Origin of the sequence: Kitasatospora sp. NPDC017646, from assembly GCF_044329365.1 — a bacterium.
Classification (GTDB): domain Bacteria; phylum Actinomycetota; class Actinomycetes; order Streptomycetales; family Streptomycetaceae; genus Kitasatospora.
This window is the reverse complement of the sequence record NZ_JBIRJC010000004.1, coordinates 106,002-128,580: the sequence shown is the minus strand read 5'-3', so window position 1 is coordinate 128,580 and position 22,579 is coordinate 106,002. Positions and strand designations below refer to the sequence as shown.

General features: G+C 74.4%; 18 protein-coding genes, 3 tRNA genes and 1 pseudogene. 11 read left to right on the top strand and 11 right to left on the bottom strand.

What is annotated here, in order from left to right; genetic code table 11:
- Positions 1–41: 41 nt before the first annotated feature.
- The 4 genes from ACH4J0_RS08815 (at position 42) to ACH4J0_RS08800 (ending at position 4,876) form a co-directional block, all read left to right on the top strand.
- Positions 42–1,244, top strand: a complete 1,203-nt coding sequence (locus ACH4J0_RS08815) for an MFS transporter (RefSeq protein WP_396237713.1) — start codon at positions 42–44, stop codon at positions 1,242–1,244.
- A gap of 251 nt (positions 1,245–1,495) precedes the next feature.
- Complete coding sequence (locus ACH4J0_RS08810) at positions 1,496–2,860, top strand: FAD-binding oxidoreductase (RefSeq protein ID WP_396237711.1); 1,365 nt, start codon at positions 1,496–1,498, stop codon at positions 2,858–2,860.
- Positions 2,861–3,314: 454 nt separating this feature from the next.
- Positions 3,315–3,644 carry a hypothetical protein gene (locus ACH4J0_RS08805; protein ID WP_396237709.1) on the top strand — a complete coding sequence of 110 codons (330 nt, stop codon included), beginning with the start codon at positions 3,315–3,317 and terminating at the stop codon, positions 3,642–3,644.
- Between the two features lie 455 nt (positions 3,645–4,099).
- Positions 4,100–4,876, top strand: coding sequence for a pyridoxal 5'-phosphate synthase (locus ACH4J0_RS08800; RefSeq protein WP_396237707.1), 777 nt, complete (start codon positions 4,100–4,102; stop codon positions 4,874–4,876).
- Between the two features lie 96 nt (positions 4,877–4,972).
- Here ACH4J0_RS08800 and ACH4J0_RS08795 read toward each other — a convergent pair whose 3' ends face one another.
- Positions 4,973–6,037, bottom strand: coding sequence for an EamA family transporter (locus ACH4J0_RS08795; protein WP_396237705.1), 1,065 nt, complete (start codon positions 6,035–6,037; stop codon positions 4,973–4,975).
- Positions 6,038–6,376: 339 nt separating this feature from the next.
- Here ACH4J0_RS08795 and ACH4J0_RS08790 point away from each other — a divergent pair, with 339 nt between their 5' ends.
- On the top strand, positions 6,377–8,038 hold the full coding sequence (locus tag ACH4J0_RS08790; protein ID WP_396237703.1) for a long-chain fatty acid--CoA ligase: 1,662 nt from the start codon (positions 6,377–6,379) through the stop codon (positions 8,036–8,038).
- Positions 8,039–8,097: 59 nt separating this feature from the next.
- On the opposite strand, the gene ACH4J0_RS08785 is transcribed toward ACH4J0_RS08790, so the two are convergent.
- On the bottom strand, positions 8,098–11,550 hold the full coding sequence (locus ACH4J0_RS08785; protein ID WP_396237701.1) for a PAS domain-containing protein: 3,453 nt from the start codon (positions 11,548–11,550) through the stop codon (positions 8,098–8,100).
- Positions 11,551–11,728: 178 nt separating this feature from the next.
- Between ACH4J0_RS08785 and ACH4J0_RS08780 the strand changes: the two genes are divergently transcribed.
- The 3 genes from ACH4J0_RS08780 to ACH4J0_RS08770 all read left to right on the top strand — a co-directional run bounded on the left by ACH4J0_RS08780 (position 11,729) and on the right by ACH4J0_RS08770 (position 12,166).
- Positions 11,729–11,819 (top strand) — tRNA-Ser (locus tag ACH4J0_RS08780).
- 164 nt (positions 11,820–11,983) lie between these two features.
- Positions 11,984–12,059 (top strand) — tRNA-Arg (locus ACH4J0_RS08775).
- A 31-nt stretch (positions 12,060–12,090) separates the two neighbouring features.
- Positions 12,091–12,166 (top strand) — tRNA-Arg (locus ACH4J0_RS08770).
- A gap of 70 nt (positions 12,167–12,236) precedes the next feature.
- On the opposite strand, the gene ACH4J0_RS08765 is transcribed toward ACH4J0_RS08770, so the two are convergent.
- Together ACH4J0_RS08765 and ACH4J0_RS08760 are read right to left on the bottom strand one after the other, a co-directional pair.
- Positions 12,237–13,439, bottom strand: coding sequence for a globin domain-containing protein (locus ACH4J0_RS08765; protein WP_396237699.1), 1,203 nt, complete (start codon positions 13,437–13,439; stop codon positions 12,237–12,239).
- A 14-nt stretch (positions 13,440–13,453) separates the two neighbouring features.
- Positions 13,454–13,600 (bottom strand): hypothetical protein, encoded by a 147-nt coding sequence (locus ACH4J0_RS08760; RefSeq protein ID WP_396237697.1) that lies wholly within the window; start codon positions 13,598–13,600, stop codon positions 13,454–13,456.
- 465 nt (positions 13,601–14,065) lie between these two features.
- Between ACH4J0_RS08760 and ACH4J0_RS08755 the strand changes: the two genes are divergently transcribed.
- The gene (locus tag ACH4J0_RS08755) at positions 14,066–14,386 is read left to right on the top strand and encodes a hypothetical protein (protein ID WP_396237695.1); all 321 of its coding nucleotides are present in this window, start codon (positions 14,066–14,068) and stop codon (positions 14,384–14,386) included.
- Positions 14,383–14,889, top strand: a complete 507-nt coding sequence (locus tag ACH4J0_RS08750) for a hypothetical protein (RefSeq protein WP_396237693.1) — start codon at positions 14,383–14,385, stop codon at positions 14,887–14,889. Before ACH4J0_RS08755 ends, ACH4J0_RS08750 begins: the two co-directional genes overlap by 4 nt.
- Here ACH4J0_RS08750 and ACH4J0_RS08745 read toward each other — a convergent pair.
- Positions 14,834–15,790, bottom strand: a complete 957-nt coding sequence (locus ACH4J0_RS08745; RefSeq protein WP_396237691.1) for an aldo/keto reductase — start codon at positions 15,788–15,790, stop codon at positions 14,834–14,836. The genes ACH4J0_RS08750 and ACH4J0_RS08745 overlap by 56 nt on opposite strands.
- Positions 15,791–15,944: 154 nt before the next feature.
- Between ACH4J0_RS08745 and ACH4J0_RS08740 the strand changes: the two genes are divergently transcribed.
- Positions 15,945–16,148 (top strand): hypothetical protein, encoded by a 204-nt coding sequence (locus ACH4J0_RS08740; protein WP_033346912.1) that lies wholly within the window; start codon positions 15,945–15,947, stop codon positions 16,146–16,148.
- A 92-nt stretch (positions 16,149–16,240) separates the two neighbouring features.
- Here the strand turns inward: ACH4J0_RS08740 and ACH4J0_RS08735 are convergent, their stop codons facing one another.
- The 6 genes and pseudogenes from ACH4J0_RS08735 to ACH4J0_RS08710 all read right to left on the bottom strand — a co-directional run bounded on the left by ACH4J0_RS08735 (position 16,241) and on the right by ACH4J0_RS08710 (position 22,414).
- Complete coding sequence (locus tag ACH4J0_RS08735) at positions 16,241–17,236, bottom strand: endo alpha-1,4 polygalactosaminidase (protein ID WP_396237689.1); 996 nt, start codon at positions 17,234–17,236, stop codon at positions 16,241–16,243.
- A gap of 22 nt (positions 17,237–17,258) precedes the next feature.
- The gene (locus ACH4J0_RS08730; RefSeq protein WP_396237687.1) at positions 17,259–17,954 is read right to left on the bottom strand and encodes a spherulation-specific family 4 protein; all 696 of its coding nucleotides are present in this window, start codon (positions 17,952–17,954) and stop codon (positions 17,259–17,261) included.
- The gene (locus tag ACH4J0_RS08725) at positions 17,951–18,868 is read right to left on the bottom strand and encodes an NAD-dependent epimerase/dehydratase family protein (protein ID WP_396237685.1); all 918 of its coding nucleotides are present in this window, start codon (positions 18,866–18,868) and stop codon (positions 17,951–17,953) included. The genes ACH4J0_RS08730 and ACH4J0_RS08725 overlap by 4 nt, the downstream gene beginning before the upstream one ends.
- Before the next feature lie 125 nt (positions 18,869–18,993).
- Positions 18,994–19,695: pseudogene (locus tag ACH4J0_RS08720) on the bottom strand (NDP-sugar synthase); the annotation flags it as partial.
- A gap of 73 nt (positions 19,696–19,768) precedes the next feature.
- The gene (locus tag ACH4J0_RS08715) at positions 19,769–20,761 is read right to left on the bottom strand and encodes an SDR family NAD(P)-dependent oxidoreductase (RefSeq protein ID WP_396237683.1); all 993 of its coding nucleotides are present in this window, start codon (positions 20,759–20,761) and stop codon (positions 19,769–19,771) included.
- A gap of 99 nt (positions 20,762–20,860) precedes the next feature.
- Positions 20,861–22,414 (bottom strand): hypothetical protein, encoded by a 1,554-nt coding sequence (locus ACH4J0_RS08710; RefSeq protein ID WP_396237681.1) that lies wholly within the window; start codon positions 22,412–22,414, stop codon positions 20,861–20,863.
- Positions 22,415–22,579: the final 165 nt, after the last annotated feature.

The following is a 22,579-nucleotide window of genomic DNA, read 5'->3' as shown; positions in this document are numbered from 1 at the left end:
TTTTGCCCTCGACCTGGTCGAGGGCCCTAGCGTCGCCCAGCATGACCACCACCGCGCCGCCCCGGCCGTACCTGCCCCGCCCGTACCTGCTCTGGCTGACCGGGGTCCAGGCAGGGCTGCTCGGTGACGCCGCGTTGGGGTTCGCCCTCGGCTGGGCCGCCTCCGGGTACGGGGGCGGCGCGGCCGGGCTGGTGCTCACGGCCGTCACCGTGCCGCGCACCGCGCTCGTCCTGCTGGGCGGCGCGGTCGCGGACCGGTTCGGCGCCCGCCGGGTGATGCTCGCCGGGGACGCGGTGATGCTGGCCGCGACCGTCGCCCTGGCGCTCGCGGTGGCCAGGGGCCGGGGCGCGCCGCTGTGGCTGCTGGTCGCGGTGGCGGCCGTGACCGGGACGGTCGACGCGTTCCACCTCCCGGCGAGCGGCTCGATGCCGCGCCGGCTGGTGCCCGCCGACCGGCTGCCCCGGGCGCTCGCGCTGCGGCAGGCGGGCGGGCAGAGTGCGGTGCTGCTCGGGGCGCCGCTCGGCGGCCTGCTGGTCGCGGCGGGCGGGCTCGCGGGCGCGGCGGTGGCGGACGCGGTGAGCTTCGGGGTGGTCCTGCTGGTGCTGCTGCGGGTGCGGCCGGCGGAGGAGCGGCCCGGTGCCCGGGTCGGTCTGCTGGGGGAGGCGGCGGCCGGGGTCCGGCTCGCCCTCGGCGATCCGCTGCTGCGGGCCGCGCTGCTGCTCACCGGCGCCGCCGCCGGGGCGCTGCTGCCCGTGGTGTCGCTGCTCGGGCCGCTGTTGGCCCGGGCGCACGGCTGGGCGGCGGGGACAGCCGGGCTGGTGACCGGCGGCCAGGCGGCCGGGGTGCTCGCGGTGGCGGCGCTGGTCGCCTGGCGCGGCGGGCTGCCCCGGGCGGGCGTCGGCGCGGCGACGGGGCTGTGTACGGCCTCGACGGGCATCGCGCTGCTGGCGCTGTCCGCCGGTCCGGCGGGAGCGGTGGCCGGCAGCACGGTGACGGGCGTCGGCTCGGGGCTGTTCGCCTGCCACCTCGGCCCGCTGGTGCTCGCCGGTGCTCCGGCGTCCCACCTGTCGCGGATCCAGGCGCTGCTGACGCTCGTGCAGAGCCTCGCGCTGGTGCTGTCCACCGGACTGCTCGGCCTGGTGGCGGACGCGACGGGCGCCGGCCTGCCCACCCTCCTCTGCGCCCTCGCCACCGGCACGGTCGGCCTGGCGGGCCTCGCCACCCCGGCCCTCCGACGCGCCTGACCGGCTCCGACGGCCATCGCGCCGGCCCCGCGCTCCGCCGCGTCCCGCGGGCCACCCGGCCCGTCCGCCGGCCGGCCGCCGCCTTCCGGCTCCGTCCCGCGGCGCCCCTGGCCCGGCCCTTCCGCCTGCTGCGCGTCTTCTCCGGACCCCGTCCTATGGTGCCCGCCCCGCCCCGAGGCCCACTTGCCCGCCCCCGGCCCTCCGGGCAGAGTGCGGAGGTGGAGGCGGCGCGGCGGTGAGCGGAGGCGGCGATGAGTGATCTGACGGACCGACTGGCGCAGGGTCTCCCGGCGGGGGCGGTGGTGGTGGATCCGGACGTGACCGCCGCCTACAGCCATGACATGGCGGACTTCTGCGCCGCCGGCGCGCCCGCCGCGGTGGTGTTCCCGGAGACGGTCGAACAGGTGCAGCACGTGCTGCGCACCGCCACCGAGCTGCGGGTGCCGGTGGTGCCGCAGGGGGCCCGGACGGGGCTGTCGGGGGCGGCGAACGCCGTCGACGGGTGCATCGTGCTGTCGCTGGTCAAGCTGAACCGGATCCTGGAGATCGACCCGGTGAACCGGATCGCGGTCGTCGAGCCGGGCGTGGTGAACGCCGAACTGTCGCGTGCTGTGGCGGAGTCGGGTCTGAGCTATCCGCCGGACCCGTCCAGCTGGGAGACCTGCACGATCGGCGGCAACATCGGCACGGGCGCTGGCGGCCTCTGCTGCGTGAAGTACGGCGTCACCAGCGAGTACGTGCTCGGGCTGGACGTGGTGCTGGCGGACGGGCGGCTGCTGTCCACCGGGCGCCGGACGGCCAAGGGGGTGGCCGGGTACGACCTGACCCGGCTGCTGGTCGGCTCGGAGGGGACGCTCGGGGTGGTGGTGCGGGCGGTGCTGTCGCTGCGGCCGGCGCCGGCTCCGCAGCTGGCGCTGGCGGCGGAGTTCCCGAGCGCGGACACGGCCGGTGCGGCGGTCTGCGCGGTGATGGCGGCCGGGCTGGCCCCGTCGCTGATGGAGCTGATGGACGCGGTCTCCGTCCGGGCGGTCAACGAGCTGGCGCAGATGGGGCTGCCGGAGTCGACCCGGGCGCTGCTGCTGGTGGCCTTCGACGGGCCGGACCGGGAGGCCGGGTTGGCGCGGGTCGCCGAGCTGTGCCGGGAGGCGGGGGCGACCGAGGTGGTGCCGGCCGAGGACCAGGCGGAGTCGGACCTGCTGCTGGCGGCCCGGCGGCTGGCGCTGCCCGCGCTGGACCGGCTGGGAACGACGATGATCGACGACGTGGCGGTACCGCGTTCCCGGCTGGCCGAGATGCTCAACGGCGTCGCGGCGATCGCGGAGCGGCACGCGCTGACCATCGGGGTGGTCAGCCACGCAGGGGACGGAAACACCCACCCGATCGTGATCTTCGACGGCTCGGACCCGGACCAGACGGCCCGCGCCCAGCGCTCCTTCGACGAGATCATGGCGCTCGGGCTGGAGCTGGGCGGCACGATCACCGGCGAACACGGGGTGGGGCTGCTCAAGCGGGACTGGCTGGCCCGTGAGCTGGGGCCGGTCGCGCTGGACCTGCAGCGGCAGCTGAAAGCGGTCTTCGACCCGCTGGGAATTCTCAATCCGGGCAAGATGGTCTGATTTCCGCATCGGTCAGGATCCCTGCCCGAGCCCCTCATCGCCTGCATTTTCGGTATGACTTTCCGATGGTCTGTGAATGGCTGAAAAAGTCGACAGGGAAGGGTGGCCGAACTTTTAGGGGGCGTGTTCCGTGGTCTTCTGCGCCGGGGTAGTGCGCCCGGCGGTTCGTGTCATGTCGAAGCGCTACTTCCCGGCGGCCGTCCAACGGCCGTCATCCGGGCGAATCCCCAGCTCAGTGGCGGGGTGTCGGCGCACTGTCCGGTTGGGGGACCGTTATGCGCGGCCTCGGTGGATATCACGCGAACGGGCGAAAACGGCTCCGTCAGCTAGTGCTTTGTCGATTTGTTGCGGAAGGCTGTCTTCCGGCGTCGCAGCCGCAGGTGTTCGTCTGGCCGGCGAACCCCCGCACTCCATGCACGACCAATGCACGACGGACAGCTTCTTGGAGGCTCACATGGCTCGCATCAAAACGCGGCGGGCGTCCCGGTTCCTACTCGCCGCCCCGCTGGCCGCGGGGCTGCTGCTGGCGGGTGCCGGGGCCGCCGCCGCCGACAACGGCGCGGGTGCCGCGGCCGGCTCGAACGCCGGCGTGGTGTCCAACACCGGGACCGGCAACGTGTTCGGCGGGGTCGACGGCAACCACGTCTCGAACCAACAGGCGGCCACCGGTTCCGGGGCCTCGAACCAGAACAGCACCCTCGCGGTGAAGGACAACGCGGGGAACGTCCTGGCCGGCCAGGGCAACAAGAACGTCAACGTCATCTTCTCCCCGATCTTCGACTGACCGCCCGGGCACCACCGCCGGCGGGGGCGCCGGAGGTGGACGGCCACGGGTGAGCTGAGCACCCGTGGAGGGGTTGTCGGAAACGGTCTCCCGGCGGGATTCCCGCCCGGTGCGGACCGGAGGGATCGGACGAGAGCTTCGACCGGCCAGCGGAAAGGGTCGCCGCGAAACCGGTCCCGTGGGCGGTGCCGCCATCGGCACCGCCCACGGGTGTGTCCGGTGCCGGTCCGGGGGCAACGGGCCCGGTCGGCATGAACCCCCGTCGTACCGGTCTCCGGAACCGTGCGGGGCGCACCACCCGTGCGAGCGGGCCGGATCCGCCGACCGAGGGCCCGCGCCCGGAGCCGTCGGCCCACGGCGGTACGGTTGCGCTCCGACAGCGCTCCACGCGCCCGGGCCCGGAACGGACGGCCCGGCCGGGGCGGCGACCGCGGCAACCGGAAGGAAGGTGCGCGATGGCGGCGGAGGACGAGGGCCTGACCGGTCCGGACGGGACCAGGCCCGCACCGGAGCCGCAGGCCGACGCGTGCCCGGCACCGCTGGAGGAGCGCCGGCCCGAGCCGAAGTCGGTCCCCGAACTGCTGCTCGGCCGCCCGCCGATGGCCCGCCCGCTGCCCTCCTTCGATCCCGAGGCCGCTCCCGCCGAACCCGGTCCGCTGTTCGTGGACTGGCTCGCCACCGCGCTGGACGCCGGGGTGCTGGACCCGCAGGCCTTCACCCTCTCCACGGTCGACGCCGACGGCATGCCGGACGCCCGGGTGCTGGTGCTGCGCGACGTGGACGCGGCCGGCACCGGCTGGAACTTCTCCGCCGCCGCCGACAGCCCCAAGGGCCGCCAGCTCGCCCACCACCCGGCCGCCGCGCTCACCGTCTACTGGCCCCAGCTGGGCCGCCAGGTGCGGGTCCGGGGCAGCGTCGAGCGGGCCGCCGACCTGGTCGCCGCCGCCGAGTTCGCCACCCGCTCGCCCGCCGCCCGGGTCGGCGCGCTGGTCGGCCGGCAGAGCGAGCCGCTGGGCGCGCTGGAGGAGTACGACGAGGCGGTGGCGGTCGCCCGCCGCCGGCTAGAGGCCACCCCGGACGCCGTCGCGCCCGGCCACGCGGTCTACACCCTGTGGGCGCACGAAGTGGAGTTCTGGCAGGGCGACGCCCAGCGCCGGCACGTCCGGCTGCGCTACACCCGCACCGGCCCGGTCCGCACACCGGAATGGTCCCGCACCCTGCTCTGGCCGTAGGCGCCGCGAGTACCGCGAGTACCGCGAGCGCCGTCAGCGCCGCGAGGGCCGTGAGTACCGCGAGCGCCGTCAGCGCCGCGAGGGCCGTGAGTACCGTCAGCGCCGTCCGGTCAGCGTGGACCCCACGCTGGCCGCGACCACGCAGCCGATCCCGGCCAGCTGTGCCGCGCCCAGCAGCTGGCCGAGCACCACCAGCCCGACCAGCGCGCTGACCGCCGGCTCCAGGCTGACCAGCACGCTGAACACCCGCTGCGGCATCCGGCGCAGCGCCGTCATCTCCAGCGCGTACGGGAGCACCGGCAGCAGCACCGCCACCCCGGCCACCGAGGCGAGCAGCACCAGCGGCGAGGCGCCGGGGGCGGTCAACCCGTCCCAGGCCTCGCCGAGCCCGAACGGCGCGAGGGCCAGCGCACCGACCGTCATCGACACCGCCAGGCCCTGGAAGCCCTGGAAGGTGGCGCCGACCTTGTCGGTGAACAGGATGTACACCGAGTAGCAGGCGGCCGCGCCGAAGGCGTAGAGCAGACCGACCGGGTCGAGCGAGCCGCCGCCGTCGCCCTCGCCGAGCAGGGTCAGCAGGACGACGCCGGCCGCGGCGAGCAGCGCCCAGAGCAGGTGGCTGGCGCGCCGGGCGAACACCAGGGCGACCGCGAGCGGGCCGAGGAACTCGATGGTCGCGGCGGTGCCCATCGGCAGCCGGTCGATCGCCCCGGCGAACAGGTAGGTCATCCCGGCGGAGGCGATGCCGAGCAGGGCGGCCGCGGCGAGGTCGCGCGGGCGCTTGTCGCGCAGCCTGGGCCGGGTGACGGCGAGCAGGATCGCCGCGGCGAAGCCCAGCCGCAGGAAGGTGGTGCCGCTGACCCCGAGCGGGCCGAACAGCGGCTTGGACAGGGCGATGCCGGTCTGCACCAGGAACATCGCGACCAGACACAGAAGCGGCGCCGGGATCCGCTCCGGGCGCCGCAGGGCCTTGCCGAACCGGCCGGTGGATCGGCCGGGGCGCACCCCCGGGGGCGCCGCGGAGCCGGGCTCCCCACCTCGTCGCCAGCTGCCCCGCTCGCCGGCGGGCTCGCCCTTGGGGGCGGGCGGCATGGCAAGGGCCTCGGCGACGGCGGCGGCCGACGTCGGGGCAGCGGTTTCGCTGGGGTGGGAGGTGGGCATACCAGTGAGTTTGCCGTAAGGAGTAATGAACCAGCAAGCTCGTTACGAATATCGGGACGGATACGGACGGGTGCGCCCGAAAAGGCGGGCTCCCGAGGGCCCGCGGCCTGGTTGACACGTTGGCCCGACGGCCCGTCGCCACCACGGCCGCCCCGGCTGCCGCCGAGCCGCCCCCGGCGGCCCGGGGCGGGGAGCGGGGGCGGATCCGTGATCCGTGCAACGGGTCCGGGATGCTGACAGCGGGTGGACGGAAACGGCACAATCGGGCACGTCCGCGCGTATTACCGCCCGGTAGGTGTGCCGTAGGAGCCACCAGTGCCGCCAGGTCGAGGAGGACCCGTGTTCAGCACGATGCAGGACGTACCGCTCACCGTCGCCCGGATCCTGGAGCACGGGTCCACGGTCCACGCCCGGTCGACCGTCACCACCTGGGACGTCACCGGGCCGGTCGTGCGAACCTACGCCGAGGTGGGCGCCCGCGCCGCACAGCTCGCGCACGCGCTGCGCGACGAGCTCGGGGTGACGGGGGACGACCGCGTCGCCACCCTGATGTGGAACAACGACATCCACCTGGAGGCGTACCTCGCCGTCCCCTCGATGGGGGCCGTGCTGCACACCCTGAACCTGCGGCTGCCCGCCCAACAGCTGTCCTTCATCGTCGACCACGCCGCCGACCGCGTGGTCATCGTCAACGGCAGCGTCCTGCCGCTGCTCGCCGCCGTCCTGCCGGACCTCGCGCCCACGCTGAAGCACATCGTGGTGGCCGGCCCCGGTGACCGTTCGTTGCTGGCCGGCTTCGCGGGCGGCGTGCACGACTACGACGAGCTGATCGCCGACCGGCCCACCGACTACCCGTGGCAGCGCGACATCGACGAGCGCCAGGCCGCCGTGCTCTGCTACACCTCGGGCACCACCGGTGACCCGAAGGGCGTGCTCTACAGCCACCGTTCGATCTACCTGCACTGCATGCAGGTCAACACCGGCGACAACTTCGCCTTCACCCCGCGCGACACCGCCCTGCCGGTGGTCCCGATGTTCCACGTGAACGCCTGGGGCATCCCGCACGCGGCCTTCATGTCCGGCGCCAACCTCCTCATGCCGGATCGTTTCCTCCAGCCCAAGCCGATGGCCGAGATGATCTCCGCCGTCCGCCCCACCGTCAGCGCCGCCGTCCCGACCATCTGGAGCGGCCTGCTGGACGAGCTGGACGCCGGCGACTACGACACCTCCAGCCTGCGCATGGTGGTCATCGGCGGCAGCGCCTGCCCGCCCTCGCTGATGAAGGCCTACGACGAGCGCCACGGCATCCGGGTGCTCCACGCCTGGGGCATGACCGAGACCTCCCCGCTCGGCTCCTTCGCCCAGCCGCCGGGCGGCCTCACCCCCGAGGAGGAGTGGCCGTACCGGATCACCCAGGGCCTCTTCCCGGCCTCGGTCGAGGCCCGGCTGATCGGCCCGGGCGGCGAGCGGATGCCGCACGACGGCGTCGCGGCCGGCGAGCTGGAGGTGCGCGGCCCGTGGATCGCCGCGGCCTACTACGGCGGCGCCGGGCAGGACCCGGTCCGCCCGGACGACAAGTTCTCCGAGGACGGCTGGCTGCGCACCGGCGACGTGGGCACCATCACCGCCGACGGCTACCTGACGCTCACCGACCGGGCCAAGGACGTCATCAAGTCCGGCGGGGAGTGGATCTCCTCCGTCGAGCTGGAGAACGCCCTGATGGGACACCCCGAGGTGGCCGAGGCCGCCGTGGTCGCGGTGCCGGACGAGAAGTGGGGCGAGCGCCCGCTGGCCACCGTCGTGCTGCGCCCGGGCGCGACCGCCGGGCTGCGGGAGCTGCGGGCCTTCCTGGCCGAGCGGATCGCCTCCTGGCAGCTGCCGGAGCGCTGGGCGATCGTCGAGTCGGTCCCGAAGACCTCGGTCGGCAAGTTCGACAAGAAGGTGATCCGGGCCGGCTACGCGGCCGACGAGCTGGACGTCACCACGCTCGGCAAGGAGTAGGACGACAGGAGGGCCGGCCCCGTGCGGAACGGGGGGCCGGCCCTCCTGCGCGTCCGGGCTCAGCCCGCGGCGGCGACGCCCGCCTCGCCCATCGCGCCGATCCGCCCGAGCAGGTCGACGATCCGGGACTGGACGTCCTCGCTGGTCGAGCGCTCGGCGAGGAAGAGCACCGTCTCGCCGGTGCGCAGCCGGGGCAGCTCGCGCGGGTCGAGGTCCACCGACGTGTAGACCACGAGCGGGGTGCGGTGCAGCCGGTCGTTGGCGCGCAGCCAGTCCAGCAGGCCGACCCGGCGGCGGCGGATCTGGAACAGGTCCATCACCACCAGGTTGGGCTGGACGCTGCTGGCCCGGGCGACCGCGTCGTTCTCGTCCACCGCGTGCTCGACATGCATGCCGCGCCGCTCCAGGCTGCTGATCATGGCGGCGGCGATGTCCGGGTCGCCCTCGACCAACAGCACCCGCGGGGCGTGGTGCTCGCCGTCGCGCGGCGCGAGGGCGCGCAGCAGCACGGCCGGGTCGGCGCCGTACGCGGCGTCCCGGGTGGCCTGGCCGAGTCCGGCGGTGACCAGCACCGGGATCCGGCTGTTGAGTGCCGCGGTGCGCAGCGACTGCAGCGCGGTGCGGGTGATCGGGCTGGTCAGCGGGTCGACGAAGAGCGCGGCCGGGAAGCCGGCCACCTGGGCGTCCACCTCCTCGCGGGAGCGGACGATCACCGGGAGGTAGCCACGCGACTGGAGGGCCTGGCCGGTGGCCGGGTCGGGCTCGGGCCAGACCAGCAGCCGGCGGGTGTTGGCCAGCTCGCCGGACGCGGGCTGCGGCCGCTCGGTGTCGGGGCGGTCGGCCCCGGCGGCCGGCAGTTCGGCCATCGGGCGCGGCGCGACCGGTGCCGACGGCTGCGGCGGGAGGGCGGGCACCGGCGGGGTGCCGACCGGGGCGACCACCGGGCGCGGCGGGGTGAGTTCGGCAAGGCCGCTGCCGACCGGGCGCGGGCCGTTCTGCTCCTCCGCGACGGGCAGCGCGGGCCGGGCGGGCTCCAGCGCGCCACCGGGCTGCGGGGCGGGGGGGCCGGCCGGGGCGTCCGCGGCGGGCCCGGGCGGCACGGAGAGCCGGCGGCGGCGGCCGGTCGGCGCGGCGGCGGGCTCGGCTGGGGCGGGCGCCGGACCGGTGGGCAGGGCGTGCTCCAGGCCGGGGTACACCGGGGTGTCGCCCACGCCGGGCAGCGCGAAGCCGCCCGAGGAGTCGTCCTCGGTGGAGGGCAGGGCGCGACGTCGGCGCGGCTTGGCCTCGGCGCCGTCCTCGGCGGGGGCGCCGTCGGGGCGCGCGGCGGCGTCGGCGGGCGCGGGGCCGAGTGCGAGCGGCTCCCGGCCGGCGGGCCGTTGCTGCCGCGGGCGCCCGCCCTCGACGGGAACGGCGTAGGCGGGGCCGGAGCGGCCGTCGTCCTTGCCCCACGGGTCGTTCTGCGCCGTCTCCGGGGTGGCCGGGCCCCGGCGGCCGTACGCGGGGTCGTTCCCGGTGCCGTTCCACTGCTCGGGGACGGCCCGCTCCACCCGGGCGGGGGCGTTCGGCCACTGGTCGGCCGGGGCGGCCGGGGAGGTGGCGGTCCCGGGGGCCGGGGTCTCGGCGGCGGGCCGGCCGCGGCGCCCGCGGCGCTCGGCGGGGGGCTCCTCGGCGGGTGCCGGCTCGGCTTCGGGGGCCGGGCGGCCGGGCTGCTCGTCGCCCGGACCGTCGGCTCCGCCCGATCCGGCCGGGGCGCCGGGAGAGGCCGGGGTGCTGCCGGTGTCCTCGGCGGCGGAGCCGCTGCTGGGCAGCTGCGGGATGCCCGGCAGCTCGGGCAGGACGGCGCTGTCGCTCTCCTTCGGCCGGTCGGAGCGGCCCTCGGCGGACGCGCGTTCGGCGGCGGCCTTCGCGGCGACCGGGTCCAACGGCAGCTCGACCACGTACGTGGTCCCGGCCTTGCCGGGCAGCTCGTGCGGCTGGAGCACGCCACCGTGGCGCTCGACCACCGCGCGGGCTATCGGCAGGTGGACGGGGCTGCCGCCGACGCCGGGGCCGCGGATCTCGACCCGGGCGACCTCGCCGCGCTGGGCGGCGGCCAGGACGACGGTCGGCGGTTCGGCGGGCGCGGCCGGAGCGGGCGGGTTGCCCAGACCCGGCCCGGTCAGCCCGGGGACGCCCAGGCCGGGGGAGGGGACGGCGGGGGCGTCGAGCGAGAGGCCGGTGCCGCTGACGTCGGCGACCAGGTGGGCCAGCGCCTGGGCGAGCCGCCGCTCGTCGGCGATCACCTCGACCGCGGCGGCGTGCACGGAGAAGCGCACCCGGCCGGGGCCGACCAGCTCGCCGGCCTCCTCGACGGCCCGGCGGACCACCTTGTCCAGGCCGACCGGCACCCGCTGCGCGGCCTTGCGCCCGTCCTTGCCGTCCTTGCCGTCCTTCGCCTCCCTGCCCTCGGCCGGTCCGCTCTCGCCGGCCTCGGAGCGCTGGTGCTCCAGCACCCCGTCGATCAGCTTGCCGAACCGGCGGCACTCGTCGGCGAGCCGGCGCAGGGTCCAGTTGGCCTCCGGCCAGAGCTGCCCGGCCGGATCGGCGGCGAGCCGGTCCAGCCGCTGGTTCAGCGCGCTCAGCGCGCCGCCGAGCTCGCTCTCCAGGACGGCGGTGAGGTGCTCGTTGCGGGCGACCAGGGCGAGTTCGCGGCTGCGGTCGGTGAAGGTCATCACCGCGCCGACCAGCTGGTCGCCGTCCCGGACCGGGGCGGTGGTGAGGTCGACGGTGACCGGGCGGCCGTCCTTGCGCCACAGCACGGTGCCGCGCACCCGGTGCTTGCGCCCGGAGGTCAGGGTGTCCAGCAGCGCGGACTCCTCCAGCGCCAGCGGGGTGCCGTCGGCCCGGGAGTGCTGGATCAGCGGGTGCAGCTCGCGCCCGCCCAGCTCGCTCGCCCGGTACTCCAGGATGTGCGCGGCGGCCGGGTTGACCAGGACGCAGCGGCCTTCGAGGTCCACGCCGAGCACGCCCTCGGCGGCGGCGCGCAGGATCATCTCGGTCTGCTTGTGCTGGCGGCGCAGCTCGGCCTCGACGCCGAGCCGCCCGGAGAGGTCGCGGACCAGCAGCAGGAGCAGGTCGGAGGACGAGGAGGCGCGCGGGCCGTCGCGGTAGGGGTCGTACGGGGAGCGCCCGTAGCCGTCGCCGCCGTCGGTGGCGAAGTCGTTGCCGGAGACCTCGACCGGGAAGGTCGTGCCGTCGGTGCGGTGGGCGGTCATCCGGACCGGGCGGTCGAGGGCGTCGCCGTCGCGGGTGGCCGGGCGCATCGAGCCGGGGATGCGGCTGGGGTCGAACTCGGGCAGCAGGCCGAGCACGCCCATGCCGACCAGCGAGGTGCCCGGCGCCTGCAGTGCCTGGACCGCGGCGCTGTTGGCGTCCACGACGGTGCCGTTGCTGTTCACCAGCAACAACGCGTCGGGCAGGGCGTCGAGTATGGCGTCGAGGCGAGCAGCGCCTCGGATCGGCCTGCTGCTCACGTCGACAGGTCTCCTCGGCTCAGGGCAGCTCCTCCGGAGTCGGCAGTATCTCATTCTTCTTTGCGGCGGGGACGACCCGCCTAGTAACGTTGGCGGTGGTTGGTGTCGAACCCCACGGTTGTGGCATCATCACTGACACACGGAACGGGTCCGCTTCGCGCGGGTGCGGTCCATGTGGGGAGGCTTCGCCTAGTCCGGTCTATGGCGCCGCACTGCTAATGCGGTTTCGGGGTTATTCCTGATCGAGGGTTCAAATCCCTCAGCCTCCGCAGCCGGGAGCCCCGTCGACGATCTTGTCGGCGGGGCTCCTCTGCATGTCCGGGGGTTGATCACCGGCCGGCCCGGAGGGGCCGGATCAATCGATTTCGCCCTGCGTCGCAGGTCATGTAATGTTGTCCACGCAACGCCCCGGAGGCACGGTTCGCCGGGGCGAGCGCTCATAGCTCAACGGATAGAGCACTTGACTACGGATCAAGAGGTTGCAGGTTCGAATCCTGCTGAGCGCACCAAACTCCGCAAGATCGGGTTCGCCCGTTCCTTGCGCTCATAGCTCAACGGATAGAGCACTTGACTACGGATCAAGAGGTTGCAGGTTCGAATCCTGCTGAGCGCACCAGCGAGAAGCCCCCAGCCACTGGCCGGGGGCTTCTCCGTTCTCCGGGGCCGTCCCGGCCCCGTGACGCAGGTCACTCCAGGTCGGTCCGGTTGATCCACGGCACGTCCCGGCGGTCCAGGAACCAGTCCGAGCTGGTCAGCGGCCGGGCCCGGTTGAAGGTCGCCGGCGCCGGGTCGTGACGGACCAGCTCGGGGGCGGCCCCCAGGGCGCGGAGAAGTTCGGCGAGTTCGGCGACCAGCGCCGGCGGGCCGGAGAGGTGGACCTCCCAGCCGGTGAAGTCCCCGTGCCCGAGCAGCGTCTCACGCAGCAGCGCGGTGGTCCCGCCCGGGCCGGCGGGGTCGTCGGGGGCGGCCGTCAGCACCCGCAGCCGGGGATTGCGGGCCAGCAGCCGCCGCACCGTGTCCAGGTCGTACTGCGCGGCCGCCGAGCGGGCCGCGAGCAGGACGGTGGCCTCCCGCCCCGGCTGTTCGGCGGTGAGCTGCTCCAGCAGTGCCTTGGCCCGCCCCCAGCCGCTGCCCGCGGCGACCAGCAGCAGCGGCCGGTCCGACGCGGGGGCGAGCACGGCCCCGCCGAGCGGCGGCCCGAGCCGCAGCAGCTCGCCGGGCATCACGTCCTCCACCAGGACGGGGCTCAGCTGCCCGCCGGGCACCCGCCGTACGTGCAGTTCGAGGCTGCCGTCCGGGCGCGGCGCGTTGGCGAGCGAGTACGGCCGCCAGACCCGGGGTGCCCGGGGGCTGCTGAGGGTGACGTACTGGCCGGCCGCGAAGGGGTACGGGCGCATCGGGGCGAGGGTGAGCACGACCAGGTCGGGCGCGGCCCGGCGGCGGGCGGCGACCTCTGCCTCCCACCAGGCCGGTTGGTGCTCGGGGAGGTCGTCGGCGGCCTCGGTCATGATCCGGGCGATCACGGTGTAGGCCTCGGTCCAGGCCTTCTCGGTCTCCGGCGTCCAGGAGTGGCCGGAGCACTGCCGCAGCGCGGCGATCAGGCTGGCCCCGACGGCCGGGTAGTGCTCGGGCGCGGCCTGGAACTTCCGGTGGTCGCGCCCGAGCGCCCGCAGGTACTCGGTGAGCCGGTCGGGTTCGTCCAGCTGCAGCACGATCCGGGTGAGCGCGGCGAACAGCCGGTCCCGCTGTTCGTGCAGCTGGGCGGGGAAGAGGGGACGCAGCCCGGGGTTGTGGCTGAACAGGTGGGCGTAGAAGAAGGTGGTCAAGTGGTCGGCCCGGCGTTCGACGACGGCGAAGCTGGCGCGGACGACCGCGGGGTCGAAGGCCACCGGACCGCCCCCGGCTAGGCCGACCGGGCTTCGGTGAGCACCGCGCCGCGGACACCGGGAGCGTGCTCGAACAGGTGCCGGTAGGGGTATTCGGCGACGGCGGGGCCATGGGACTCGACGGCCGCGGAACTGCGCTTGACGAGCACGGGGTCCAGGGTCACGGGCCCGACTCTACTGAGCCGGTGGGTAATTCGAACAGAGCCCCTCGACGAATGGTCGGTCTCCGGGCGCCGGTGTCCGCCGAATCCGGCCGGAATTCCCGCTTCTCGGGCGTTCGGGCGGTCCGACCGTTCGGGTGGGATCCATTGCCGGCTCACGGACGGAATGCAGCCGTTCCGGGCGCGTCCCGTCCTGTTGCCCGGGTGGCTGCCGAACGGGTGGGGACGCGGCTGAAAACACAGGTGTCGGGGTCTGACCGGTCCGGGACCGTGATTCCGTCTTGTCGGATCTTGTGCCCGGACTGACCGTCACCCGGCAGCCGACCCTGCAGGAGAGCCGGATGAGCCGACGGTTTCCCCGCACAGCTGCCGCCCTGGCCGTCCTCACGGTCGGGGCTGACCGGTTGGAACGCCCCGCTCTCGGCCGCCTGGCAGTCCCCTGACGCCTGGTCGGCGCAGCGCCGGGCGGTGCTTCCGTCCGGACTCGCCGTCCAGCTCGACTTCACGGCCGCGCCGGGTACGGACGTCGGCGCCGAGCCGGGCCGACTGGCCGACCGTTCCGGAGGGGGGCATTCCGCAGTGGTGTACGCGGACGGAATGCACCCGGGCGACCCGGCCCACTCCTTTCGCATCGCCCAGAACCGTCCGCAGGCGGACTGTTCCTGGCGCACCGTCGGAACCGTTCGGCTGGTTTTCTCCCAACCGGTGCGCAACCCCCGGCTGTACCTCAGCGGGCTGGCCGCGCTGGCCACCGGGAATTCCGGCACCACCGGCACCCGGCCCGGTTGATCCTCGTCGGCGGCTCGCCCGCCGCCCCCACCCTGGTCGCCCGCACCGGCTGGACCGGCTGGACGGTCGACGGTGCCTCCGACGACGCGGCCGGATCGGCCGCCGAGGGCACCCTGGAACTCTCCGGGACCGTCCGCACCGTGGAGTTCCGGGTCGAGCACCGCTCCACCGCCCGGAACGGGAGCACCACCGCCCCGCCCGTGCTGCGCCAGACCTTCACCGTCACCGTGGACGAGGACCTCGGCACCGTGCCGCAGGCCTGCGGCAACGCCTCGCACGTGCTCTCCGACCTCTTCCTGGGGGCCGGTGGAGGCGCCGCGGCCGGGCAGGACCGTCCGGATATCGACGCTCAACCCGGGCTACTACCCGACCCACTTCGGGCGGCCGTAGCCGAAGAGCACGCCAGGCCCCCGACAGCACTCCGCTGCCGGGGGCCCGGTCGCGTGCTCAGGCGGAGGCCTCGTCCAGCAGCGCGGTCTGCGCCACGGTCAGCTCCAGCGTGACGCCGGCCAGCAGCGGGGGCAGCTGGTCGACGGTGCGGGCGCTGGCGATCGGGGCGGCGACCGTCGGGCGGGCGGCGAGCCAGGCCAGGGCGACGCCGGCGGGCTCGACGCCGTGGGCGGCGGCGACCGAGTCCAGTGCCTCCAGGACCTTGGGGCCGCGCGGCTCGGCCAGGTAGCGGGCGGCGCCCTCGGCACGGGCGCTGTCGACACCCGCGCCGCCCGGGCGGTACTTGCCGGTCAGGAAGCCGGAGGCGAGCGCGTAGTACGGCACGGTGGCGAGGCCGTGCTCGGCGACCACCTCGGCCAGCGGGCCCTCGAAGGTGCCGCGGGAGACCAGGTTGTAGTGCGGCTGGACCGCGACGTACTTGGCCAGGCCCTCGCGCTCGGCGAAGGCCAGCGCCTCGGCGAGCCGCTCGGCGGAGATGTTGGAGGCGGCGACCGCCCGGACCTTGCCCGCGCGGACCAGCTCGTCCAGCGCGGTCACGAACTCCTCGACCGGGGTGTCGTCGTCCCGGTGGGTGTAGTACAGGTCGATGTGGTCCACGCCCAGGCGGCGCAGCGAGGCCTCGGCGGCGGCCTTGATGGTGGCCGCGCCCAAGCCGCGCGCCTCGGGGTGCATGCCGACCTTGGTGGCGATCACGATGTCGTCGCGGTTGCCCCGGCTGCGCAGCCAGTTGCCGATGACCGTCTCGGACTCGCCGCCGGTGTTGCCGGGGGCCCACGAGGAGTAGGTGTCGGCGGTGTCCACGAAGTTCCCGCCGGCGGCCGCGTAGGCGTCCAGCACGGCGAAGGACTGCTGTTCGTCGGCCGTCCAGCCGAACACGTTGCCGCCCAGGGAGAGCGGGTGGACGGACAGGTCGGAGGTGCCGAGGCGAACCCGGCTGTGGTTCCCGGTGGTCATGCCAGCAGTCAACCCGCTTGCGCGGCAGCGCATTCCGTCCGTCACGCGGATTTCACGATCCCGTCGTGCCGTTGTCGCACGCCCGGGTGGTCCGTCGGCCGCAGGAGGGGTCCGGGGTGTGCCTGAGGTGGGCGGATTCGTTAGAGTCCGTGCCATGGCTGACAACGACTACGACCCCGCCGGTAGCACCCAGATGTTCCGGGCGTTCGTCGACGAGAGCCCGGCGCGTCAGGCACCGGGTTCCGTCTCCACCTACGGCAGCAGCAGCAAGAGCGGCAGTCGCACCGGCGTGATCGCGCTGGTCGCCGTCGTCGCCCTGGTCGTCCTGGGCGCGGTCGTCTGGCTGGCGGTCAAGTGACCCTCGCGCGGGTGTAGGTCCGGCTCCTGGTTCCGCGGCCAGGAGCCGGGCCCGCACCCGCCCGGGTCACCCGACGACGGGGGAGCCCGTCCTCAGCAGGGCTTGCGCCAGGCGTTGAGGTCGAGCTTCTTCTGCATCGAACTGAAGCCCAGCGCCTTGGTCTTGGCGCAGAACTGGTCCGTGTCGAGCTTGTACTCGACGTGGAAGACCGCCTTGCCCGCCTTGACGAAGGGCGAGACCCGGTCGCACTCGTCGAACTGCGAGCACTCCTCGTTGACCGCGAAGTCGAAGTCCGGCAGCAGCGCGGGGATCTGGTCCAGGTCGTTCTTCAGGCCGATGGCCAGACCGCGGTCGTGCGCGAGCTGGGCCAGCATCCGGTTGTACTTGAGCTGGTCGTCGGGCGTCAGCGGGAAGCCGCTGTTCTGGTTGTAGGCCTCGATGGTGTCCGGCTCGATGGCGTCGAAGCCCTTGCTCTTGCACATGTCGAAGCGGGCCGCCATCAGCGGCTTCAGCTGGTCGAGCTTGCGGATGTCGAACCACTTCTCGCCCTTCCAGCCGGTGTCCGATCCCTGGAGGGACTTGGCGAAGGCGGCGGAGTCGGGGCGGAAGTCCTCCCAGGAGCCGGCGTTGATGTAGCAGATCACCTTGCGGCCCTTGGCGTGCAGCGCGGCGACCACCGAGGCGTCGTTCTCGAAGCCGTCGATGTCGTACACGGGTACGTCCACCGACTGGTCGACGGTGCCGCCGAGCTGCCACTGCCAGGCCAGGCCCGGGGTGGGCTGCCAGCGGGCGCCGGCCGGTGGCTGGGCGGTGGCACCGGGCGGGGTGGTGGTGCCCGCCGTGCCGGGGGCGGTGGTGGTGCCCGGCGTGCCCGGGGCCGAGGTGGCGCCGGGGGCACTGGGCGTGCCGGGGGTGGCGGAGCCGTCGCCGGGGGTGCTCGGCGCGGTGGCCGCGGGAGAGCTGCTCGGGGTGCCGTCGGCCGGGTCCTGGTCGTCCTCCGAGCCCGAGCTGCTGCACGAGCTGACCAGCAGGGCGGTGACGGTGGCGAAGGCTATGGCGGCCGGCAGCAGCCGGGTGCGGCGGTTCACGGTAGTCGAACTCCGGATCGGGTCAGGTCAGTTCGGCGGCGGTCAGGCCGTAGGGCAGGGTGCGCCAGGGGTTCTCCCCGGCACCCGGCACGGCACAGCCGACGCCGGCTCGCCGGGCGGCGATCAGTGCGGAGGCGTCCTGGGCGGACTCGGCCGGTACGTCGTAGACCAGGTGGCAGAAGCGGGAGGCCGCGTGGCGGCCGGTCCACAGCGGCAGCGTCATGGCGCGGTAGGCGTCCCAGTCGCCCTCGAAGGTGACCAGCAGGTCGGCGAGGCCGACCTCGGCGTAGCCGGGGTCCGGGTGCTCGCCGTGGCCGAACACCACGGTGCCGCAGCCGGCCGCGCGGGCGGCCGTCGCGAGCCGCCGGTAGTGCGCCAACGCGCCCGGGTGGGTGGCGACCTGGTCGAAGTACACGCCGTTGATGCCGTGGCGCTGGCGGTACGTCAGGATGTCGGTGACCACGGCCGCGTGCGGCCTGCGGCCGTAGTCGGTGTCGGCGTAGCCGACCAGCGGCAGGCCGGCCGCCCGGAGTTCCTCGGCGGCCTCGGCGAAGACGTGGTCCGGCACCTCGCCCGGACCGTCGGCGAGGTTGAGCACCACGGCGGCGATCCGGGCGGGGTCGGCGGCGGCGACCGCCCGCCAGGCCGCCGGGTCCACCGCGGGGTGGACGTACAGCGGCACCAGCAGGCGGCCGTCGGGGACGGTCCCGGTGGTCATGCGACCACCGGGGTCGGCGCGGGTTCGGCGGTGTCGAGCCAGAGGTCACGCAGGGTGTCGGCGAGGACCGTCTCCGGGTGCCAGCCGAGCTCGCGGGCGGCGGCCGACACGTCGGCCTGCTGCCAGGAGACCCCGGCCGAGCGCTCGGAGCCCGCCCCGCTCTCGTCGATCCGGCCGGTGAAGCCGGAGGCCGCGACGAGGCCGTCGGCGATCGCCCGGACCGGCTGGGCCCGCCCGGAGGCGAGGTTGAGCACCCGGGGGAGCGGACCGTCGGCGGCGACGGCCAGGCCGACCGCCTTGGCGATGTCCCGGGCGTCCACGAAGTCCCGGTAGGCGGAGAGGTCCCCCACCGTGACCACGCCGTCGGCGCCCTCGGGCGCCACCCGGCGCAGCTCGGCCGCCAGCCGGCCGGGCAGCGAGCCCGCCGGGGCACCCGGGCCGACCGGGTTGAACACCCGCAGCACCACCGCGTCCAGCGGGGAGCCCGCCACCGCGAGGGAGCCGGCCAGCTTGGTCGCGCCGTACACGCCGACCGGGCGGGCGTCGGCCTGCTCGGTCAGGGACTCGCCCTGCGCGCAGACGCCGTACTCGCCGGCCGAACCGATGTGCACCAGACGGGCCTTCGGGGCGCCCAGGTAGAGCGCCTCGCAGAGCACCGCCGGACCGCGGGCGTTCACCTCGGCGAGCTTGACCGCGCTGCCGGCCACCGCGCCGGCGAAGTTGACCACCACGTCGGGGGCCAGCGCGGACAGTTCCTCGCCGAGCGGGCCGGCCTGGGCGGTGCCCAGGTCCAGCCGGAGGTCATGAGCGGGCCGCCGGCCCGCGGTCAGCACGGTGGCTCCGGGCAGTGACCGCAGGACGGCGGAGGCGTGACGGCCCAGGAAGCCGTCGCCGCCGAGCAGCAGGATTCTCACGCGGCCCGTCCGTCGCTCTCGGCGCCCGCGGCGACGGGCTCCTCGGCCGCGTCGTCCGGGGCGGTGCGGGCGGCCGGGACCGGCAGCTCCGCGACGCCCGGCACGGTGGCGGTCGACTCGAAGGGCATCAGGACCGGGCGGATCGACGAGAACTCGGCGTTCGCCCGGTCGTAGTCGTCCGGGCGGCCGATGTCCAGCCAGTAGCCGCCGAAGTCGTACGCGGCCGGCGGGGTGTCGGCGGCCAGCAGGTCGAGCACCAGCTCGTCGAAGCCCAGCGGCAGGCCCGGGGTGTACTTGGCGAGCGCCGTGCGGGAGACGCCGTACACGCCCATCGAGACCCGGTAGTCGATGCTGGGCTTCTCCTGGAAGCCGGTGATGGTGCCGGAGTCGGTGGTCAGCACACCGAAGTCGATCTTCACCTCACGGGCGTAGGTGGCGATCGTCAGCGGGGCTCCGGACTCCTCGTGGTGCCGGAGCACTCCGGCGAAGTCCAGGTCGGTCAGGATGTCGCCGTTCATCACCAGGAAGTGCTCCGGCAGGCGGTCCTGCATGGTGAGCAGCGGGCCCATGGTGCCGAGCGGGCTGTCCTCGACGGCGTAGCCGACCCGCAGGCCCCACTGCGATCCGTTGCCGACGTAGGCGCGGATGATGTGGCCGAGGTGGCCGATGGCCAGGGTGACGGTCTTGAAGCCCGCGGCGGCGAGCTGGCGCATCACGATCTCCAGGATCGCGTGCTGGTCGCCGATCGGGACGAGCGGCTTGGGAAGCGCGGTGGTGTACGGGCGGAGGCGGACGCCCTTACCGCCGGCCAGGATCACTGCGTGCATGGTGTTTCCCCCACGGAAAGGATGTGTAGGACACGAACCTCGGTGACCAGGACGAGCATGATCGTTTCGGCGGTCAGACGTTGTAGATGTCGGTCTTGTAGCGCGCCAGGTTGGCCGGGTCGCGGAAGAACTCGATGGTCTGCTCCAGGCCCTGCTCCAGGCTGAACAGCGGGGCCCAGCCGGTGGCCTCGCGCAGCCGGGTGGCGTCCGCGACCAGGCGCATGACCTCGGAGTTGGTCGGACGGATGCGCTGCTCGTCCTCCTTCACCAGTAGGTCGACGCCCATCAGCTTGCCGACCAGGGTGACCAGGTCGCCGACCGAGATCTCGCCGCCGGTGCCGGCGTTGAAGGTCCGGCCGACCACCGTCTCGGCGGGCGCGGTGCCCACCGTGCGGAAGGCGTTGGCGGTGTCCTTGACGAACATGAAGTCGCGGGTCGGGCGCAGGTCACCGAGGGTGATCTCGGTCTGGCCGGCCGCCACCTGGGCGATCACGGTCGGGATGACGGCGCGCATCGACTGGCGCGGGCCGAAGGTGTTGAACGGGCGCAGGGTGACGACCGGGGTCTCGAAGCTGGCGTGGTAGCTGTCGGCCAGGCGGTCCCCGCCGGCCTTGGAGGCGGCGTACGGGGACTGGGTGTTGATCGGGTGGTCCTCGGTGATCGGCACGGTCTGCGCGGTGCCGTAGGTCTCGCTGGTGGAGGTGTGCACCAGGCGCGGGATCTCCAGGTGGCGCACCGCCTCCAGCACGTTCAGGGTGCCGGTGACGTTGGTGTCCACGTACGAGTGGGGGGCGCGGTAGGAGTACGGGATCGCGATCAGGGCGGCCAGGTGGTAGACCGCCTCGGTGCCCTTGACCAGGCCGTTGACCGAGCCCGGGTCCCGGACGTCGCCGAGGACGATCTCGACCGAGTCCAGCACCTCCTGGGGCAGGGTCTCCAGCCAGCCGAAGGAGGAGAAGGAGTTGTACTGGACCATCGCGCGGACGTGGTGCCCGTCGGCGACCAGGGTCTCGACGAGGTGGGAGCCGATGAAGCCCTCGGCTCCGGTAACCGCGACGCTGCTCATGCGGATTCGCTTTCTCGATTTCGGGAGCGGCCGGACGTCCCGTGACAGCCGGCCGGTGGTGTTCTCGGTGGAGGCTGGCCCTTCAGCGGAGCTGAGGTGTCAGCGGTGTTGGGTGGTGCGGCCGAGCGCGGGCCCGGCGGTGGCGGTGAGGACGAGTGCGGCCGCCCCGCAGCCGATCAGCTGCAGGACGATCGGGTCCGCACCGGTCAGCAGCCCGACGCTCTCGGCGACCGCGGCGGCCAGACAGATGAGGGCGGTGCTCCAGCTGAACCCGAAGGCGTTCAGCAGCAGCGCCAGCCAGAGCGAGCCGCCCAGGAGCAGCATCGCGCCGAGCTGCGGCACACCGAGCGACGGGGCGCCCGGCCACAGCACGGTCGCGGCGGCGTCCAGCGCGGCCACGGTGGTGAGGTAGATGAAGAGGCAGCCGAGCAGGATCCCGCCGGTGCGGCGGGTGAACTGCCCGGTGGTGTGGCTCGTGCGCAGTGCGGCCACGGCCATCGCCCGGTAGCGGAACAGCAGCCACTCGGCGAGGCCGAGACTGAGCGTCAGCGCGATCATGGCCGGGCCCGTGGGGGTGGTCCTCACCTCGGCCACGGCGTGGGCGTGCCCGGGGTGGGCGTGCACGACGTGGGAGGCCGCGTGCACGGCCTGGTGGACGGTCTCGCCGAGACCGGCGATCAGCGTGAGCGCGCCGCAGGCCAGTCCGAACAGCAGGTGCGGGACCTCCTGGCGGATCGGCAGCTTCAGCTCCACGCCGTCCCGTTCGCCGCCGCGGGCCGCGACCAGCAGCTCCCGGACGGCCAGACCGACCGCCAGCGCCACCGAGGCGAGCAGCACCACCGTACGGACCAGCTCCGGGACGTCGACCGCCAGCACCACGCCCGCGCCGACCGAGGCCGGGGCCAGCGCCAGCAGCAGGAACTTCTCCCGCCCGAGCACCAGCAGCGCGGTGGCCGCGCCCAGGTAGCAGGACTGCCCGGCGGCGAACCACAGGGCGCCGAGCGGCCCGCCGACCACGTACGCGGCGGCGGAGGCCAGCAGCGCGCCGATCGGCGCGCCGATCGCCAGGCAGACCGCGGCCTCCCGGCGGCGCAGCCGACCCAGCCAGCGGTACGCGCGGTGCGCCAGCGCCTGGTTGAAGCCCCAGCTGACCAGCGTGGCGATGGACAGCGCGAGCATGCCCGAGGGCAGGCCGAAGCGCATCCGGGTGGTCGCGAACAGGTTGGCGCCGAGCAGGTAACCGAGCCCGGGCAGGGCGAACACCAGGCCGCGCACCACGCAGCGCCAGGGGTCGGCCCGCCAGGGGTTGGCGAACTCGGAGCTCGGGCCGGGGTAGCGGCGCTCGACCTTCTCGAACAGCTCCTCGGCGACGGTGAAGGCGTCGGGGCGGCCGTACAGCAGGGCGGCCTGCTCGTCGGAGAGGCCGTCGGACTCCAGGAAGGCCGCGATCTCGTACGGGTGGACGGCGTCGGCGCAGATGTCGTGCAGGCGCTCGGCGAGTTCGTCCAACGGGTCGTCGGAGAGGCCGAGCTGCTCGGCGGGGTCGGGCTCGGCGGCCGGGGCGGGGCGGCGGCGCTTCAGCGGCAGGGTGCGCAGCTGCATCGTCCGCTCGGGGCCGCCCTCGTCCGGCACGAGTCGGATGGGGCCGCTCATGCGCCCACCTCGCTGCGCTCGGCGGCCGCTTCGCGGGACCCGCACCTGCTGATGACTCGCTCGCTGTGCTCGCTCATGCGCCCACCTCGCTGCGCTCGGCGGCCGCTTCGCGGGACCCGCACCTGCTGATGACTCGCTCGCTGTGCTCGCTCATGCGCCCACCTC